The sequence below is a fragment of the Marinobacter sp. genome (assembly GCF_965229985.1).
Taxonomy (GTDB): Bacteria; Pseudomonadota; Gammaproteobacteria; order Pseudomonadales; family Oleiphilaceae; genus Marinobacter.
This window is the reverse complement of the sequence record NZ_OZ245935.1, coordinates 1,669,661-1,685,240: the sequence shown is the minus strand read 5'-3', so window position 1 is coordinate 1,685,240 and position 15,580 is coordinate 1,669,661. Positions and strand designations below refer to the sequence as shown.

The following is a 15,580-nucleotide window of genomic DNA, read 5'->3' as shown; positions in this document are numbered from 1 at the left end:
CCTGTCAATGAGTGCCCGGTTCATTCGTCCGACTCCATCAGGCTGATCACAAAGGTCATCAGCGTGCCCAGAACCGCCAGGTAGACGCCAATGTCGAAAATCAGAACGGTTGATAGTTTGAGATAGCCGTCACCGGGGAGCGGAACCTCCCACCAGAGTGCCGTAAGCATGGCCTGGCCCGTCCAGAAGGCCGGGATGGTTGAGGCGAGACCGAAAAGCAATCCTGCTGCAAGAATATCCCTCGGGCTGACACGCAGAAGCTTGCGTGTTGACTCTGCCCCAAAGGCGAAGGCATAGAGCACAAAAGCGCTGGCCGCCACCAGCCCGCCAATGAATCCGCCGCCGGGTTCGTCGTGTCCCCGCAGGAGCAGGAAAACCGAAAACATCAATTGCAGCGGCATGATGGCCAGAGCCGCGGTGTGGAGTATGAGCGTGTTCGTCTTCATGCCTTGTGCTGGTCCTCCGCCCGGAGTTTGACCATTGAGTAGACACCCATAGCGGCAAGGCCCAGAACAAAGATCTCTCCCAGGGTGTCCAGTTGGCGGAAGTCCACCAGAATTACGTTGACGATGTTCTTGCCAAAGGCAAGGCCGTAACTGTTTTCAATGTAATAACTGGAAATGCTGTCGAAGTACTGGATGTCCAGTGCCGCAAGCATCAGCAGGGTCATGATCGCGCCCGCAAAGACTGCGACCGTCAGGTCCCGGTAACGTTCCCAGGGCGATGACAGGTTGACGAATGGCGGCAGTTTAAAGAGCACCAGCACCAGCAATATGACGGTGAGAGTCTCCACCAGCAGCTGGGTGATCCCAAGGTCCGGCGCGCTGAAGTGGATGAATATCAGGGCCACCCCGAAACCGAGCACACCGACGGAGGCCACGGAGCCCAGCCGGGACCGGGTGACACTGGCAAAAACGGTTGCCGCGACGATAAGAAGAGCGATGCCAAACTCATAGAAGTAGCCATTGCTGAAATCGAAATCGAGTTGGAAACCTTGCCGGGTAAAGAGTGTGTAGCCGGACAGACCGAAGGTCACAAGCACAAGGATCAGCAGGTAAACACCGAGTACCCCGTTCTGCAACACACGTGTTTGCCAGCTTGCGATCTGAGTAATCCCGAGCATGAATCGGAAATACCCCGCCTCGGGGCCAACGCGACCGCCGGCTGTGTTGACCGCATGAAGTGTCGGATGCAGTCGCTGCCAGGCTACGAAAAGCAGTGAGCCTGCCAGCAGGCTGATGCCAGACAGTATCAACGGGACATTCACTCCGTGCCACAGGGCCAGGGCGGTCTGTACGCCGCTGCCATAGACTGAGGATACGGCTGCATCCAGCACGAGCGGTGCCGGCAAAAACGGCGCCACGCCAAGAATCAGGGCCAGCAGGGTCAATACTGCCGGGCCAATCAGCATGGCGAAGGGCGCGTCATGAGGTTGCTTCGGGGTAGTGCGAGCGGGACCGAAAAACGGCTTCAGGAAAACCAGTCCCGCCACGGCCACAACCAGGATCGAAGACGCGACAGCGGCTGCCAGCAATCCCCAGGACCACGCTGGCGAATTGATGACCGACTCAAACATCAGTTCCTTGGCCACGAAGCCAAAGAGTGGGGGAAGTCCTGCCAGAGACAGTGCCGCCATGCAGGTAATGAGTGCAGTCCTGGGCATGCTGCGCCAGAGACCGCCCATTTTCGTGATGTCTTTGGTGCCGGTTTCGTGGTCCAGGGCACCTGCGAGCATGAACAGCGCGCCCTTGTACAGGGAATGGGCCACCAGAACGCATACGAAGGCGATGATAGCCTTCTCCGTTCCAACACCGATCAGCATGGTAAGGGTGCCCAAAGCCATAACCGTTGAGTACGCCAACACCTTCTTGATGCCGGTGCTGCTGAAGGCCAGGTAAGCCCCGGTGAGCATGGTTGCAGCCCCAAAAAACATCAGGGAGTTGCTCCAGAGCGCATCCCCGTCCATGGAGGAATTCATGCGTGCCAGCAGATAGACACCGGCCTTGACCATGGTCGCCGAGTGCAGATAGGCAGAAACGGGTGTGGGCGCAGCCATGGCATTGGGTAGCCAGAAATGAAAAGGGACCTGGGCGGACTTGGTGAAGGCTCCGACAAGTATGCAAACTGCCGCTGCGGTGTAGTAACCGTGTTCGTGAATCGCCAGATCGGATGCGAGTATTTCGGAAAACGAGTAGCTGCCGGTGATAAAGATCAGCAGAATCAATCCGGCCATTAATACCAGGCCACCTCCCGCTGTAACGAAGAGCCCTTGCAAGGCACATTTTCTGGCTTCCGCGTCCTCGTGGTTGAAGCCAATTAACATGTAGGAGGTGATGCTGGTCAGTTCCCAGAATACGAAGAAAGTAATGAGGTTGTCGGACAGCACCAAACCGAGCATCGACGCCATGAACGACAGCATGACGACGTAGAAGCGAGCGAGGTCTTTATGGCCTTTCAGGTAGGAGCCGGCATAGATCAGGATGAACGTGCCGATACCGCTGATGAGAAGAGCAAAGACCAGCGACAGGCCATCAACCATGAAATCAAGGGAGACGCCGAGGCCCGGCATCCACTGGTTCCGAATCAGGAGACTTTCACCGCCGCTGATCGCAGGGATCAGGCTGGCAAAATAGGCTGTGAGCAATGCGGGGAGCAGGGCCAGCACCCAGCCGATGTGTCTGCCTGCCACGCGATAGAGCGCTGGGACCGCCACCGCCAGCAAAAATCCCGAAAGAACAGCCAGTAACATCATGCAAGGGTGCTCCTTTACGACCCAAGTTAAAACGTCCTGCGGTTAACGGTGTTTTTTAAAACCAGTATTTAATACGACTCCTTGGTGAAAAAGGTTCTTAAAAAATAGTCGGTAGACTCATTGGTCCCAGGGTTGGCCCCGAGAATTTTCTGTCGTCTTAACCTTCAGATGCATGGCTGATTTTGCCAGGAAGTTGGCACTTATGGGGGCAGTCATAAACAGAAAGGCCGTAATCAGGAATTCCTCAATGCCGATGCCCTGTCCAACTGTACTGAAGTAGATCACCGAGCTGATCACGATGGCACCTACTCCGACCGTGGTGGCCTTGGTGGGCCCATGCAGGCGGGTAAAAAAGTCCGGGAGGCGAGCAAGTCCAATGGCGCCTATCAGGGTGAACGCACCCCCGATCAACAGCAAAAGGGCGATGGCGTATTCAGCGTATGGGTTCATCTGATCTGTCCTCCCAAAAACAGGGTTTTGTCTGGTGCGGGCTCACTCAATGACGCTGCCCCGTTTCAGATATTTGGCCATGGCAACGGTTCCGACAAAGCCCATAACGGCAATAAGTAGGGCTGCCTCAAGGTACATACGGGTTCCCAGTGTGATGCCCAGCAGGATTATCAGAGCGATGGCATTGATATAGAGCGTATCAAGGGCCAGCACTCTGTCCGGCGCGTCCGGGCCTTTGAACAGGCGGTAAACGTTTAAAAGTACCGCCAGCGTGACCATGGCAATGGTGATGTAGAGAGCGGTAACCATCATTGGAACATCTCCAGCAGAGGCTTCTCGTAACGGGCTCTTATCGTGTCGATGACCTCCTGGTCATCTTCTGCGTCCAGAGCGTGAATCAGCAGCAGCTTGTTATCATCACTGACATCAGCGCTTACGGTTCCTGGCGTCAGCGAGATTGTGCTGGCCAGAATGGTGATGGCCAGAGGGTGCTCCAGTTCCAGGGGATAACAGACGAATGCAGGGCGTGCCGGACGCGGGCTGAGAATGAGTTTTGCCACCTGGAAACTGGCCACAACAATGTCACAGACAACTCGTACAAGGTACGCAGGCATTCGCCAGGCCTTGATGAATGCAGGCGGATCAGGCCAAAAACCCTGTGTCATCTGGGGTATACCCCACGCCAGGATGATGCCGAGGACAACACTGCCGCCGCTGACGCCGTCACTCAGAAACTGCCAGGTAATAAAAAGGGTCAAACTCAGCCAGGGCTGGGGAAAACTGAGGCGATCAAGCATTAGCTATCCTCCCTGACCATCTTGGTTTGCAGGATCTCAGTATAGGCATCTCTATCGTGCAGCTGTTCTGCCGTGGCATCGGTGTAACGGGTAATCGGGCCGGCGAGCACAACTATCACCACTGCCAGTGCGGTAAGTGCTCCGGCTGCAACAGAAATCCGGCCGTTGAGCGGGTCTGGCTTTTCCAGATGGCCTTCCACGGTACGCCAGAAAACAATACTTCCAGCGCGGCTGTACGCGATAACGGTCAGGAAACTGCCGATCAGAAGTACTGACCAGAGCCATGCCATTTCGGTTCCCGACTGCACGGATTGCAGAATAAGTACCTTGCCGAAGAAGCCACTCAGTGGTGGCAGACCGGCTGCGGCAACGGCGCCAATCAGGAACAGCACGCTCAGGAAGGTGCGGTTCTGCATTTTCGGGGCGGTAATGATGCGGTCCCGGGCAGTGCCTCTCTGGTTGGCCACCAGCTCCGAGACAAGAAACAGTCCACCCACCGTCCAGGTCGTGCTTAACAGATAGAACAGGGCAGCAGAGAGGCCGGCTTCGGAACCTAGCGAAATTGGCGCCAGCAATGTGCCCACGGAAATGATGACCTGCCAGGCGACCAACGTCTTCAGACTACCGGATCCCAGCGCGCCGATAACACCCATGGCGAGGGTAGCCAGGGCAACCGGGAACAGCCAGTCCATACCAAGATTGGCCAGTTCGCCGGCATCGTCGCCGAAGATCAACAGATACACCCGCAAAATGGCGTAGATGCCAACTTTAGTCATCACGGCAAACAGTGCGGCAACCGGTGCAGTGGCTTTTGAGTAAGCCCGGGGAAGCCAGAAGCACAGGGGCAGTATGGCTGCTTTCAGACCGAAGACCACCAGCAGCAGCATGCCGCCTGCCTTGACGATATTCAGGCCCTCGCCGGAAACCTCGGGGATCTTGATCGCCAGGTCTGCCATGTTCAGGGTGCCGGTGACGCTATAGATCATGCCGACACTGATGAGGAAAATCGCAGAGCCAATCAGGTTCAATACAACATAATGCAATCCTGGAACGGTTCTGATCGTCCCCCCGCCATGCATCAACAAGCCGTAGGAGGCAATGAGTAGCACCTCGAAAGCAACGAACAGGTTGAACAGATCGCCGGTCAGGAAAGCGATGTTCAGGCCCATCAGTTGGAACAGGAAGAGAGCGTGGAACTGGCGATTGCCTTCGTCGGCACCGCCGATCGAATAGATGTGGCAGAACAGGCCCAGAACGGCCGTCATGATCAGCATCAGTGCCGCCAGGCGGTCCAGGACCAATACAATCCCGAACGGTGGCTGCCAGTTGCCGAATGCATAGATTCGATAGCTGCCGTCGTCTGCCAGCACCAGAAGCACGATGGCAGAAACCAGCATCAGGACGGTTGTTGCCAGTGCCAGCGTGCGGCGAAGGCTAATGGGCGCATAGCCCATGAAAGCCTGAAGAATGCCGCCTAGCAGCGGAATCAGAATAGGAGCGGTGAGCCAGTGGTTCATTTACCGGTCACCTCCTCTTCTTCCGGAGCAGGCGATTTGTAGGGTTGTTTGCCATCCACATGGTCGTCCTCGTTGTCGGCCAGGTTGCGCAGTGACAGGACGACAACGAACGCGGTCATGGCGAAGCCAATCACAATAGCCGTCAATACCAGTGCCTGTGGCAGCGGATCGGAATAGCTTGCCGCGGTACCGAGGACCGGTTGCTCGCCCGTTGCCAGGCGTCCGCTGGAGAAGAGAAAAAGGTTCACCCCGTAGGACAACATGGTCAGTCCCACCACCACAGGGAAGGTGCGAGCCCGCAGAATCAGATAAACGCCGGATGCCGTCAGGGCACCAATGACCAGCGCGAAAACAAGCTCCATTATGCACCCTCCTTTTTACTCTTAATGGCGGAGTGGGGAGATATCCGGCCGATACTGACCAGCGCAAGCAGGGTAGCGCCGATCACGGTGAGATAGACACCCAGATCAAATATCAGGGCGGACGCGACCTCAAACTTGCCGACCACCGGCCAGGTTATGTAATCGAACGTGGAGGTCAGGAACGGATAGCCAAAGGCCAGGCTTCCGGCACCGGCAACGGTTGCGAACAGCAGACCCAGACCGATGACGTTATGGTAGCGGAAGGAAATTCGATCCTGAGTCCAGTTCATGCCAGCGGCAATGTACTGAAGGATCAGGGCAACCGAGGTAACCAGACCGGCGATGAAACCACCGCCGGGCAGATTATGGCCCCGCAGGAAAATGAACGCGGAAACCATCAGTGCCAGTGGCAGCATGGGCCGGGCAATCAGCCGCAGCATCAGCGGGTGGGAGTCCCGCGTCCATGCGTGGCCTTCGCCGTCGCTGGGCGGCGGCGTCAGGGCGGTGTTCTTGAGCATGGCGTAAATACCCAGGGCCGCAATGGCCAGAACGGTGATCTCGCCGAGGGTATCAAAGCCCCGGAAGTCCACCAGAATCACGTTGACCACATTGGTGCCGCCACCGCCGGTTTTGCTGTTTTCCAGGAAGAAATCAGATATTGAACTGAACGGTTGGGTCAGCATGGCCAGAGTGACCAGTGTCATGCCAATACCAGCGACCGCTGCAATAGCAATGTCCCTGAGACGCCTTTTCAATGGTGTTTCAATTGGCGTCCAGGAAGGCATGTAGAAGATGGCCAGCATAAGCAGAACAATGGTCACCACTTCGACAGACAGCTGGGTCATAGCCAGGTCTGGTGCCGAGAAACGGGCGAAGGCCAGGGCCACAAAAAGTCCCACCACGCTCAACAGAACCAGCGCGTAAAACCTCTGCCGGTGCAGGGCAGCTGTTGTCAGGGCGCACAGGATAAGCAACCCGGCCGCAATAGCTGTCGGCAGATCTACCGGGCCAAGCCCGTTTTCACCAATAAAGAGACCCATACCAAGAAGCGGCATGGCTGCGACCGCAATGGCACTTACCAGAAGGAACATGGCGTATCGCTGGAGCGAGCCGTTCTCGACTCGCGCTGTGAACCTGTTGGCCAGATCGACAACCCTCAGAACGGCCGCTTCGAAGACAGCTTTTTCATCAATCTCCTTGAACCGGGCGTGGAAGTCGAAGAAGCGCTGACGCTGACTGTACATGAGCAGGCCGCCAAAAAAGGCAACGAAACTCATAAGCAACGGAAGGTTGAAGCCATGGTAGACAGACAGGGTGTATTCCGGAACATCACCGCCAAGCGTGGCGGACGCGGCCATATAAAGCAGCGGCCCGATAGAAACCGCCGGGAAGACGCCCACCATGATGCAGGCAAAAACCAGGATCTCCACTGGAAATTTCATGTAGCGCGGCGGCTCATGGGGTGGATAGATAGGAAGATCCACCGGCTTCCCATTGAAGAAAACATCGTGGACAAAACGGGCCGAATAAGCCACTGCGAAAATCCCGGCGAGGGTTGCAACAATAGGCGGCAGCCAGGCTATAAGCCCAGGGAGATTCAGCTCCAGGGATTCGGCAAAGAACATCTCCTTGCTCAGGAATCCGTTCAGCAGTGGAACACCGGCCATGGACGAAGCGGCCACCATGGCCAGGGTCGCGGTGTGAGGCATGTAACGCCAAAGGCCGTTGATGCGGCGCATGTCCCGGGTGCCGGTTTCATGGTCGATGATGCCGGCGGCCATAAACAGGGAGGCCTTGAATATGGCGTGATTGATAACGTGGAAGACGGCTGCCACTGCGGCAAGCTGAGTACCCATGCCAAACAGCAGGGTAATCAGGCCCAGGTGGCTAACCGTTGAATGAGCCAGGAGGCCTTTCAGGTCATGCTTGAACATGGCGACGTAAGCGCCAATGAGCAGGGTGGCCATGCCGGTAAAACTGACCATGTAGAACCACTGCTCGGTGCCTGCCAGCGCCGGATAGAGCCGGGCCATCAGGAAGATGCCGGCTTTAACCATGGTGGCCGAGTGCAGGTAGGCCGATACCGGGGTAGGCGCCTGCATGGCATGGGGTAGCCAGAAATGGAACGGAAACTGTGCTGATTTGGTGAAGGCCCCAAGCAGAACCAGCGTCAGGGCGACCGGGTACATGGCATGGGCCTTTATCTGGTCACCGGCTGCCAGCACAGCATCGAGTTCAAAGCTGCCAACAATGTTGCCGATAATCAGGATGCCGGCCAGCAGCGCGAGACCGCCACCACCGGTCACCGCAAGCGCCATCCGGGCGCCCCGGCGGGCGTCCTGTTTGTGGGTCCAGAAGCTGATCAGCAGGAACGAGGTCAGGCTGGTCAGCTCCCAGAAAATCATCATCAGTAGCAGGTTGCTGGAGAGCACGATGCCCAGCATGGAACCTTTGAAGCAGAGCAGCAGGGCGTAGAATTTGCCGACGTTCTCGTAAGCCTTCAGGTAATAACGGGCGTAAAGAATGATCAGCAGCCCGATAATCAGGATCAGCAGGGCGAACAGCAGAGACAGTCCGTCCAGCCGGAAGCTGAAGGAGAGGCCGAGGGCCGGCAGCCATTCGTAGCTGTGCAGCACCACGCCGCCATCGGCCAGGGTTTCCCAATGAGGGAACAGGGCTGCGAGTGCGATCAGCGCGGGTACAGAAGATGCAACGGCAATCGCCGTTCTGCCGCCCTGGGCGAACAGGGGTGCGGCTATAGCACCCAGAAAAGGCAGTAAAACAACCAGCGGTAGCGACATCGCAACCTCGTTATTGGTTTTCTTTTACGTGAGTATTGAAGGCATGTTTGCCTGAGTCTAGTCTCCGGCCAGCCACCCTGCACATTGAGCGCCGATGCAACTACGGCATAGGGGGTGGGGTGGATCAGCGGAAAGCAGGCGGGTCCGGGAAGTACGGTAGACGACCCCGGTGCCGCGCGATGTCAGCGGTAACAGGTGGGCGGGTAACTCTTGTGCAGCCGAAGGACCTTGCGGTCATGGTTGCTCCGTCAGTCAAACTTGATTGCCGATGATACGTGCCCCGTCTGGAAGGTCAAGTCAACTTGCCATTGATCAAGTGTATACTCGCGATAAATATTTATTGAGAGACTCCAATGACCGAAATCTACCCCAACCTTTTGAAACCCCTCGATCTCGGCTTTACCGAACTGAAGAACCGGGTGTTGATGGGGTCCATGCACACAGGGCTCGAAGATCGGTTCTGGAACATTCACAAGCTTGCCCGTTACTTCGCCGAGCGGGCCGAAGGTGGTGTCGGGCTCATGGTAACGGGCGGTTTCTCGCCCAATCTGGTCGGTCAGTTGGCCCCGCTTGCCTCAACCATGAACAACCGGGCCACAGCCCTGCTGCATCGTCATGTGACCAGCGCGGTGCATGAGGCTGGCGGAAAGATCTGTATGCAGATTCTGCACGCAGGGCGTTATGGCTATCAGCCGTTGATTGTCTCTGCATCCGCAACGAAGGCGCCGATCAGCCCGTTCAAGGCTCGCGCTCTCTCGTCCAAGGGGGTTGAGCGACAGATCAACGATTTCGTCAGTGCCGCGAAACTTGCAAAGTTCGCCGGCTACGACGGTGTTGAAGTGATGGGCTCTGAGGGCTATTTCATCAACCAGTTCTTGTGCGAGCGCACCAATAAGAGAACGGACAAATGGGGCGGTCCCTACGAGAACCGTATGCGCCTCCCGGTGGAGATTGTGCGGCGCATGCGAGAAGCCGTCGGGCCGGAGTTCATCATTATTTACCGGTTGTCGATGCTGGATCTGGTTGAGGGTGGCCAGACCTGGGACCAGATCGTAACTCTGGGCAAGGCCATCGAACAGGCTGGAGCCACTATCATCAATACCGGTATCGGGTGGCACGAAGCGCGTGTTCCCACCATCGTCACCTCTGTGCCCCGTGGCGGCTTCGCCGATGTAACCGCCAAGTTCTATGGCGAAGTGGATATCCCTGTGTGTACCACCAACCGCATCAACACCCCGGAAAAAGGGGAAGAAATCCTCGCCTCGGGCAAGGCCGATATGGTGTCCATGGCCCGGCCCCTGTTGGCAGACAGCGAGTTCGTGCGTAAGGCCGAGCAGGGCCGCAGTGATGAAATCAACACCTGCATTGCCTGTAACCAGGCTTGCCTGGATCATGCTTTCCAGGCCAAGCGGGCCTCATGCCTGGTAAACCCGCGAGCCTGCCACGAAACCGAGCTGGTGTTGACGGTGGCGCCCGTTGTGCGCCGGGTTGCCGTGGTAGGCGCCGGACCTGCGGGGCTGGCCGCGGCGACAACAGCCGCGAAACGGGGCCACAAAGTGACGCTTTTCGAAGCGGATGACCAGATCGGCGGCCAGTTCAACTACGCCAAGCGCATCCCGGGTAAGGAAGAGTTTTACGAAACCCTTCGCTACTTCCAGCGCCAGATCGAATTGCTGGAGATTGATCTTCAGCTCGGTACTCGCGTGAATGCAGAATCATTGAAGGCACAGGGTTTCGACGACGTGGTGATCGCCACCGGCGTGAAACCAAGAACACCGAAAATCGAGGGTATAGATCACCCGAAGGTGCTCGGTTACCTCGATGTGCTTCGTCACAACAAACCGGTGGGCAAGAACGTGGCGGTCATTGGTGCCGGCGGCATAGGTTTCGATGTCAGCGAATTCCTCACCCACGACTTCAGCCATCATCCGGAAGGCGAACAGGTCAGCGTTGCCGACTGGCAGGCGGAGTGGGGCGTCAACCCGGACTTTGATGGCCCCGGAGGGCTGGCCGAGCGCCAGCCGACTCCATCTCCCCGCAAGATCTACCTGATGCAGCGAAAAACCGGCAAAGTGGGCGGAGGCCTGGGCAAGACCTCGGGCTGGGTTCACCGCAACAGCCTGAAACATCGCGAAGTGGAAATGCTCAGGGGTTGTCGCTACGAGCGGATTGACGACCAGGGGCTGCATATTTCCGTAACCGACAAAGACGGCAAAGTGACTGAAAACCGGGTGTTGGCTGTGGATAACGTGATTATTTGCGCCGGCCAGGAACCGTTCCGGGAACTTTTCGACCAGTTGTCGGACTCTGGGGTGAACGCACATCTGATCGGCGGCGCAGACGTTGCCGAAGAACTGGACGCAAAACGAGCCATCCGGCAGGGAACGGAAGTCGCAGCCAAACTATGACATTACTTATTGCCTTCGCCGTACTTTCGATTGGCTTTTCCTTTTTGTGCTCCATTCTTGAAGCGGCGCTGCTTTCGGTGACTCCGAGCTACATCGCTTCATTAAAGAAAGAGAAGCCGCAGCTCTTCGCCCGGTTGCGCAAACTGAAGGACGATGTGGATGATCCGCTGTCTGCAATCCTTACACTGAACACCGTTGCTCACACGGTCGGCGCAACCGGTGTCGGGGCCCAGGTAACGGTGGTATTTGGTGAAGCCTGGCTCGGGATCGCCTCCGCCGTGATGACCCTGGCGATCCTGATCTTCTCAGAAATCATTCCCAAAACCATCGGTGCCAAGTACTGGCGCAGCATTGCGCCCCATCTGCCGGCCATCCTGGGGTTCATGATCAAGGCGCTATTGCCGTTCATCTGGTTGTCCAAACAGGTCACTCGCCGCATTGCATCGGGTGAGGCAGACACGGATATCCGTGCCGAGATCAGCGCCCTGGCAGAAATAGGCAAGGATCAGCAGGCCCTGGACGAAGACGAACGACGGATGATCCATAACGTCCTGCGATTCCACGAGATCAAGGTCAGTTCAGTAATGACGCCTCGAACGGTGTGCAAATACGTCGACCCGGACATCACTTACGAACAGTTCAGGGAGCAGGTCAGAAAATCACCGTTCTCCCGCTATCCGGTAATCGATGAAGAAGGCGAGGCGCTTGGGTACCTGCACCGGGCAGATCTGATCAACCTGGATGCCGATGTCGACCTGTTGGAACACATGCGCAAGACCAAACGCGTGAAAGGCAATACCAACATCGAATTCCTGTTCTCGGACATGCTTAGAGAACGGCAACACCTGGCCGTGGTCTATGACGAACTGGGTACCTGGCTGGGAATAGTGACGCTGGAGGACATATTGGAGACACTTTTGGGCACCGAAATCATGGATGAAACCGATAATGTCTCTAACCTTCGCCGGTATGCGAAGCAGCGCTGGAGCCGTCGTCTGAAGAAGTATGGCTCCGGATAGACGGGGCTGGAATGGTTAACGGGCTGCTTTCAAGGCATTGAAAATAGCCTCGGCTTCCGCTTCAAGTACCTGACACCGAAGGCTGTTTCCTTGTTGCAATGCTTGCTCGATCTGCTTTCGCTTCATATTGTACAGCTTGCTCAGAATGTCTGCCTGGCTTTGTCTGATCGGTGCGTTCATGGCGGACCTCCCCATAGTGACACCTGTCGGTATTCTTTACGTTTCAGGCCGGATGTTGGCCTTCAATGAAAACCGATGCATAACCCGGGCCATTCATGGGTATGCGGACATTACCTGACAAATCGTGATCGGTAGGCGCCCGGGGACAGCCCGGTATGTTTGCGGAACAGGCGAGTGAACGAACTCACGTCCTCATAGCCTACCAATTGCGTGATTTCATCAATTGGCAAACGCGATTTCTCCAAATGCTGACGGGCCACCTCAATCCGCAGAAGCTGCAGGTACCCGGTAGGCGTGTCGCCGGTTGCAGCCTTGAATCGGCGAATCATAGACCGCTCGGTCAGTCCGCCTAATGAGGCCAGGCGCTGGAGGGTTATGGGTTCACTGTAATGGCCATCCAGCCAGTCCTGTAGCTTAAGAATGGCCGCGTCAGAATGGTAACGGCGAGCCTGCAGGGCACTATAAGGCGCCTGACTGGTCCGCCCCGCATCAATTACGAACGCCTTCGCCAGCTCCCGCGCAACCTGAGCCCCTGTGTAACGTTCTACCAGGTAAATCCCCAGATCCCACCAGGCCATGCCGCCCCCGGCACAGGCAATGTCACCGTCCACCGTCACCAGCTTGTCCGGTTGCAGGTTCACTGCCGGGAAACGCTGCCGGAACTGATGACTAAAACCCCAGTGGGTAGTCGCCTGCCGACCATCCAGTAGCCCTGCTTCGGCAAGCATGAATGCGCCGGTGCAATTACTCGCCACCCGCACCTGCCCGGCGTCTGAAGACCGAAAAGTGCTGAGCCACTCAATGAGCTCCGAATTTCCGGCCAGAATGACATCAATCGGGCCGCCAATAGTCGGTATCACCACCAGATCACTCTCGTCGCCCGGCAGCAGATCATTCCAGGCCCCGTCTGGCTGAATGGTCAGCCCGTTAATGCAACGGCAGGGGGCTCCATCTTTTGTCAGAAGTCGGGTTGTAAACTGGGGTGCCGGCGTTTCATCGTTAATCCGCGCCCAAGTGACTCCGGCAAGACGGAAAAGATCAATAATGCCAGTGATGGCGCTGGCTAAAGCGCCATCGAAACCAATAACTGAAACTGTTCGCATGCAAACTCCAAAGCAGGCCACCAGCGAGGCATTCCCTCCCGGGAATGTCTGCAGCATGGATGCTGCAGTCAAGCGTACAGGGATGTATTTACAGCGTGTCCCGGGAGGGAATGCCTCGCTGGTGGCCGGTCGCCAAACATGGGTTCAACTAGAAAAAGAACCGCGTGTGGCAATATCGACCATAATTATGTCATAAACGCCGGTTCCCAGAAAAAACCAGTTGTGAGAGGCTGTCGACAACAAACAGGAGACCAAGCATGACCGACACCCTGATCGACCGCCGCGACCTGGCGTTCCAGCTATACGAAGTCCTCGATACAGAAAACCTCACCACCCGCGAGCGCTTCAGCGAACACAACCGCGACACCTTCGATGCCGTCATCGAAACCGCCGACAAGATGGCCCGGGAGAAATTCGCGACCCATAACAGCGCTGCCGACAAAGACGAACCGAAGTTCGTCAACGGCCAGGTCGAGATGCTGCCGCAGGTAAAGGAAGCCTTTGATGCCTATGCGCAGGCAGGCTTTATCGCAGGACGTTACGACTATGAACTGGGTGGCATGCAGTTGCCCGAATCGGTCATGGCCGCCTGCAACGGGTTCTTCACCGCGGCCAACCCGGGCACCGCCGGTTATCCGTTCCTGACCACAGCAGCCGCCAACCTGATCCGGGTTTTTGGCAATGAACAGCAGAAAACCACCTTCCTGCCGAATATGCTCAGCGGCCGTTTCAGTGGCACCATGGCCCTGACCGAGCCCCACGCCGGCTCGTCCCTCGCGGATATCCGGACTTCGGCGTCCGCCACCGACGAAGGGCACTACCTGATCAAGGGCGCCAAGATTTATATCTCCGGTGGCGAGCAGTCCATCACTGATAACATCGTTCACATGGTGCTGGCCAAGATCAAAGGTGCGCCGGCAGGCGTGAAAGGCATCTCCCTGTTTATCGTGCCCAAGTACCTGGTGGATGACGAAGGCAACCCCACCGAGCGCAACGGCGTGAGTCTGGCTGGCCTGATCCACAAACTGGGTTACCGGGGAACCACGTCTACCGCACTCAGCTTCGGTGACGACGCCCCCTGTCATGGATACCTGGTCGGCGAGCCCCACCAGGGCCTGAAATACATGTTCCAGATGATGAACGAAGCGCGGGTTGGCGTGGGTTTCGGCGCTGCCGTGATCGGTTATCGCGGGTACATGCACAGCCTGGAATACGCCAAAGACCGGCTGCAGGGCCGCAAGGCCAGCGAGAAGAACCCGGAAAGCCCGCAGGTACCGATCATTGATCACGCCGATGTCCGGCGTATGCTTCTGGCTCAGAAAGCCTACAGCGAGGGCGGCCTGGCCCTGTGTCTCTATGGCGCCCGACTGATGGATGACCAGCACACCCACCCGGACGAACAGAAACGCCAGGAAGCCGGAAAGCTGCTGGACCTGCTTACCCCGGTCATCAAGGCCTGGCCCTCTGAATACGGCCCCAAGGCTAACGATCTGGCCATTCAGGTATATGGTGGCGCCGGCTACACCCGTGAGTATCCGGCAGAACAATGCTGGCGCGACAACCGCCTGAACCCGATCCACGAGGGCACCAATGGTATCCAGGCCCTCGACCTGCTGGGCCGGAAGATCTGGCAGGATCAGAGTCACGGTCTGCAGTTGCTCATGCAGGAGATGCAGGTGGATCTGCAGGCAGCCACCACCGATCGCTGCCAGCAGTGGGCGCTGTCCCTGAGTGAAACCCTGCAGCAAGCGGTGAAAGTTACTCAGAGTTTAGGTAAATCCCTGATGGAAGGGGATCCCGACAAGACCCTGGCCAACGCCTCCTGCTACCTGCACCTTTTCGGGCACATCATCGTTGCCTGGATGTGGCTTCGCCAGGCGAATGCTGCAGCCCATGCCCTGGGTTCTGCGAACACCGATGAGGAGCGCAATTTCTACCAGGGCAAACTGCAGGCGGCCCAGTACTTCTTCCACTGGGAACTGCCAACCGTGGCCCAGGATCTGGTTCTGCTGCGCAATCAGGACGATACCTGCCTGAATATGAAGGCCGATTGGTTCTGACTTCGGAGTAGGCACAATCGGCCGGGATCGCTTTCAGGGACACGCTACAAGCACATCCCTGTGCGCTCGACTGTGGCCATCCTTGGCCACAGACGGTCCCGGAAAGCGATCCCGGCCGCTTGCGCCCAGAC

General features: G+C 57.2%; 13 protein-coding genes. 3 read left to right on the top strand and 10 right to left on the bottom strand.

All coding sequences use genetic code 11. From position 1 onward, the window contains the following. Positions 1 to 20 precede the first annotated feature (20 nt). From ACO06L_RS07620 to ACO06L_RS07585, 8 genes are all read right to left on the bottom strand, one after another. A complete protein-coding gene (locus tag ACO06L_RS07620) occupies positions 21 to 446 on the bottom strand; it encodes a Na+/H+ antiporter subunit B (protein ID WP_064228266.1) in 426 nt (141 codons plus the stop codon). After that, positions 443 to 2,752: a putative monovalent cation/H+ antiporter subunit A gene (locus tag ACO06L_RS07615; protein ID WP_202347721.1), complete on the bottom strand. Its 2,310-nt coding sequence runs from the start codon at positions 2,750 to 2,752 to the stop codon at positions 443 to 445. The genes ACO06L_RS07620 and ACO06L_RS07615 overlap by 4 nt, the downstream gene beginning before the upstream one ends. Before the next feature lie 117 nt (positions 2,753 to 2,869). Further along, entirely contained in the window at positions 2,870 to 3,202 is a 333-nt protein-coding gene (locus ACO06L_RS07610) for a Na+/H+ antiporter subunit G (RefSeq protein WP_064228267.1), read from the bottom strand. 42 nt (positions 3,203 to 3,244) lie between these two features. Beyond that, positions 3,245 to 3,514 (bottom strand): K+/H+ antiporter subunit F, encoded by a 270-nt coding sequence (locus ACO06L_RS07605; protein WP_064228268.1) that lies wholly within the window; start codon positions 3,512 to 3,514, stop codon positions 3,245 to 3,247. Then, on the bottom strand, positions 3,511 to 3,999 hold the full coding sequence (locus tag ACO06L_RS07600) for a Na+/H+ antiporter subunit E (protein WP_064228269.1): 489 nt from the start codon (positions 3,997 to 3,999) through the stop codon (positions 3,511 to 3,513). Before ACO06L_RS07600 ends, ACO06L_RS07605 begins: the two co-directional genes overlap by 4 nt. Next, positions 3,999 to 5,516 (bottom strand): monovalent cation/H+ antiporter subunit D, encoded by a 1,518-nt coding sequence (locus ACO06L_RS07595; RefSeq protein ID WP_064228270.1) that lies wholly within the window; start codon positions 5,514 to 5,516, stop codon positions 3,999 to 4,001. Before ACO06L_RS07595 ends, ACO06L_RS07600 begins: the two co-directional genes overlap by 1 nt. Continuing rightward, entirely contained in the window at positions 5,513 to 5,878 is a 366-nt protein-coding gene (locus tag ACO06L_RS07590; RefSeq protein ID WP_064228271.1) for a Na+/H+ antiporter subunit C, read from the bottom strand. The genes ACO06L_RS07595 and ACO06L_RS07590 overlap by 4 nt, the downstream gene beginning before the upstream one ends. Further along, positions 5,878 to 8,679, bottom strand: a complete 2,802-nt coding sequence (locus ACO06L_RS07585; protein ID WP_202347720.1) for a monovalent cation/H+ antiporter subunit A — start codon at positions 8,677 to 8,679, stop codon at positions 5,878 to 5,880. The genes ACO06L_RS07590 and ACO06L_RS07585 overlap by 1 nt, the downstream gene beginning before the upstream one ends. A 353-nt stretch (positions 8,680 to 9,032) precedes the next feature. On the opposite strand from ACO06L_RS07585, the gene ACO06L_RS07580 reads away from it, so the two are divergent. Both ACO06L_RS07580 and ACO06L_RS07575 read left to right on the top strand, forming a co-directional pair. Next, a complete protein-coding gene (locus ACO06L_RS07580) occupies positions 9,033 to 11,087 on the top strand; it encodes an NADPH-dependent 2,4-dienoyl-CoA reductase (protein ID WP_202347719.1) in 2,055 nt (684 codons plus the stop codon). Beyond that, the gene (locus tag ACO06L_RS07575; protein ID WP_202347718.1) at positions 11,084 to 12,106 is read left to right on the top strand and encodes a CNNM domain-containing protein; all 1,023 of its coding nucleotides are present in this window, start codon (positions 11,084 to 11,086) and stop codon (positions 12,104 to 12,106) included. The genes ACO06L_RS07580 and ACO06L_RS07575 overlap by 4 nt, the downstream gene beginning before the upstream one ends. A 15-nt stretch (positions 12,107 to 12,121) precedes the next feature. Here the strand turns inward: ACO06L_RS07575 and ACO06L_RS07570 are convergent, their stop codons facing one another. Together ACO06L_RS07570 and ACO06L_RS07565 are read right to left on the bottom strand one after the other, a co-directional pair. Next, positions 12,122 to 12,286 carry a hypothetical protein gene (locus tag ACO06L_RS07570; RefSeq protein WP_162841244.1) on the bottom strand — a complete coding sequence of 55 codons (165 nt, stop codon included), beginning with the start codon at positions 12,284 to 12,286 and terminating at the stop codon, positions 12,122 to 12,124. Between the two features lie 110 nt (positions 12,287 to 12,396). Next, the gene (locus ACO06L_RS07565; RefSeq protein ID WP_202347717.1) at positions 12,397 to 13,389 is read right to left on the bottom strand and encodes a GlxA family transcriptional regulator; all 993 of its coding nucleotides are present in this window, start codon (positions 13,387 to 13,389) and stop codon (positions 12,397 to 12,399) included. A 257-nt stretch (positions 13,390 to 13,646) separates the two neighbouring features. Between ACO06L_RS07565 and ACO06L_RS07560 the strand changes: the two genes are divergently transcribed. Further along, positions 13,647 to 15,449, top strand: coding sequence for an acyl-CoA dehydrogenase (locus tag ACO06L_RS07560; RefSeq protein WP_202347716.1), 1,803 nt, complete (start codon positions 13,647 to 13,649; stop codon positions 15,447 to 15,449). Positions 15,450 to 15,580: the final 131 nt, after the last annotated feature.

Excerpts from the sequence above, each read along its gene's own strand:
- ACO06L_RS07585 (WP_202347720.1), bottom strand. The coding sequence starts at position 8,679 with ATGTCGCTACCGCTGGTTGTTTTACTGCCTTTTCTGGGTGCTATAGCC.
- ACO06L_RS07565 (WP_202347717.1), bottom strand. The coding sequence starts at position 13,389 with ATGCGAACAGTTTCAGTTATTGGTTTCGATGGCGCTTTAGCCAGCGCC.
- ACO06L_RS07600 (WP_064228269.1), bottom strand. The coding sequence starts at position 3,999 with ATGCTTGATCGCCTCAGTTTTCCCCAGCCCTGGCTGAGTTTGACCCTT.
- ACO06L_RS07580 (WP_202347719.1), top strand. The coding sequence starts at position 9,033 with ATGACCGAAATCTACCCCAACCTTTTGAAACCCCTCGATCTCGGCTTT.
- ACO06L_RS07590 (WP_064228271.1), bottom strand. The coding sequence starts at position 5,878 with ATGGAGCTTGTTTTCGCGCTGGTCATTGGTGCCCTGACGGCATCCGGC.
- ACO06L_RS07615 (WP_202347721.1), bottom strand. The coding sequence starts at position 2,752 with ATGATGTTACTGGCTGTTCTTTCGGGATTTTTGCTGGCGGTGGCGGTC.
- ACO06L_RS07575 (WP_202347718.1), top strand. The coding sequence starts at position 11,084 with ATGACATTACTTATTGCCTTCGCCGTACTTTCGATTGGCTTTTCCTTT.
- ACO06L_RS07610 (WP_064228267.1), bottom strand. The coding sequence starts at position 3,202 with ATGAACCCATACGCTGAATACGCCATCGCCCTTTTGCTGTTGATCGGG.
- ACO06L_RS07595 (WP_064228270.1), bottom strand. The coding sequence starts at position 5,516 with ATGAACCACTGGCTCACCGCTCCTATTCTGATTCCGCTGCTAGGCGGC.
- ACO06L_RS07620 (WP_064228266.1), bottom strand. The coding sequence starts at position 446 with ATGAAGACGAACACGCTCATACTCCACACCGCGGCTCTGGCCATCATG.
- ACO06L_RS07560 (WP_202347716.1), top strand. The coding sequence starts at position 13,647 with ATGACCGACACCCTGATCGACCGCCGCGACCTGGCGTTCCAGCTATAC.
- ACO06L_RS07605 (WP_064228268.1), bottom strand. The coding sequence starts at position 3,514 with ATGATGGTTACCGCTCTCTACATCACCATTGCCATGGTCACGCTGGCG.
- ACO06L_RS07570 (WP_162841244.1), bottom strand. The coding sequence starts at position 12,286 with ATGAACGCACCGATCAGACAAAGCCAGGCAGACATTCTGAGCAAGCTG.